This is a genomic window from Campylobacter troglodytis (assembly GCF_006864425.1).
Taxonomy (GTDB): domain Bacteria; phylum Campylobacterota; class Campylobacteria; order Campylobacterales; family Campylobacteraceae; genus Campylobacter_D; species Campylobacter_D troglodytis.
In genome coordinates this window covers 1-1997 of record NZ_QHLI01000128.1, presented here as the reverse complement: position 1 = coordinate 1997, position 1997 = coordinate 1, and the positions used below count along the sequence as shown (strand labels likewise).

The window sequence follows — 1997 nt, the reverse complement described above, 5'->3', positions numbered from 1 at the left end:
TATAGGTATTTCAAAAGGTATTAAAGAATTTAATGATATTAAAAACAAGTTAGAAGCAGGCGCAAAAGTGGTGTATCAATCCCCAAACGCCAATTCAAATTTGCAAACGCTTTTAAAGGAGTTGCAAAGTCAAGCTACAAATTCACAAGCTGTAAAAAAGCCTATAAAAGACGAGCCACAGCCTATAATCAAAGACGAGCCAAAAACACAAGGGCAGACAAATTACGAAAACATAAAACAAATGCTAGAAAATGGCATACTCAAAGAAAACAAAGAAGGAAAATACCTTTTTACAGATAAAGAGGGCAAAAGGCAGATTTTAGACAAAGAATTAACGCATAAATGGCTAGAAACATTTAATATAAAGGATTTAAACGAGGCTTTTAAGCCACAATTTAGTGAAAATATCAAAGACATTTTAGCCAAAGAGGGTGTAGATGAAATTCATCTTAAAATAGGCTCGTTATCAAAGATAGAAGCAAGAAATAGAAGCGAATTTATAGACAAGATAAAGCCTACACTTGAAAATCCACATTTTATTTTTAAGGATAAAGAGGGTATAAATTTTGCGCAAGATTTAGGTAATGAAAAGTTACTTTTCACAAGTATTGCTAAAAATAGCGATGGCCAGTGGATAATAGCTACAAATTCTTTTAAAAGGATTAAACAGCTTGAAAACAAGCTTAAAGAGGATAATTTACAAGGCTTATATAAAAGCAAGGAAGCCCCAAATATACTCGTAGGGGCTTTTACTGACAAGCCATTTCATGTTAAACTTGATAAAACTATACTACCAAATTCACAGCCACAAAATCAAGTAAAGAATAAAACAACACAAAACAACACAAAGATAAAACAAGCAAAAGAAAGTGTCACTGAAGATGCTTATGACATAGGCAAAAAAAGAGCTTCAAATTTCAAGCCAAACAAAAACGAGCCTTTACAAACTCAACTTAAAAGATTACAAGAACAAAACTTAAACATTGATAAAGAAATTAGAGCTATCAAAGATGAATTATTGGCAAGAAAAAGCGCCCCTAATGAAGCAAGAGAAGAGGAGCTAAAAGCAAGATTAAACGAGTTTGAGAGTGCGGATTATTGGGAAAATTACCACAAACAAAGAATTATCAAAAACATAGTAACAGAGATTGAGAATGTGCGTAATTTTAGCCCAAAAGATGTGTATGGCGATGCAAGTATAAGTGCGGATACGCAAACAATTAAAATACAGATAAAGAAGACAAAACAAAATTCGAAAAAAAATGGCACGAAAATCGAAGTAAGCGATAGCAAAATGTTTGAAATCGGCAAAGAAAACTTAAAAAAACGACGTGAAAATATTGAAAAAGCCTTAAATATCACGCCGATAAAAGAATTCGGGCAGAATTTCGCTGAATTTTACAAAGACGGACAAGGGGCGGTTAAAAAGCTACTCGCTGAAAGCGAACAAGCAGCCAAAGACGGTGTAGAGTTTAACGGTCAAGTGGCTGGAGCATTTTATAGAGACGACTTGGGGGACATTGATTTAGTTTGGGGGGACAGCTTAAAAGGTTTAAAACATATTTTAGAAAAGCACGGTGATAAATTCGCAAAATTTGACGGTACAACGCAAGGCGAAAAGATAGCAAGTGGCATAAGCGAGATTATCGCAAAAGGCGAAGTGCTAGATGTTAATGGCGTAAAAACAATTTTGCTTAAAAATGGCGTTGAGCGCTACCAAATAGGATTAAGCAAAGGTTTTAAGGGCGATGGTGTGAATTTATGGATAATTACAAGTTATAAAGTAGGATAAGTCGTCTCGCTCAGATTTTCTACCAAGTAGCGAAGTTAGTAAGGGCGATGGGACTAATCTACATCCTAGCGACTTATCAAATGAAAATATATTATAAAACGCAAAAAAAGTCAAGCTACAAATTCACAAGTTACAAAAGAGCCTAAAATAAGTAAAAAAAATAACACTTAAAATTCAAACAATTTTTTTAACCCTTTTTTTTATT

General features: G+C 33.7%; 1 protein-coding gene. It reads left to right on the top strand.

The genetic code is table 11. The features are described 5' to 3' along the window. A partial coding sequence (locus tag DMC01_RS14005; protein WP_345788973.1) for a putative barnase/colicin E5 family endoribonuclease occupies positions 1-1792 on the top strand: 1792 nt, incomplete at its 5' end. Positions 1793-1997 lie beyond the last annotated feature (205 nt).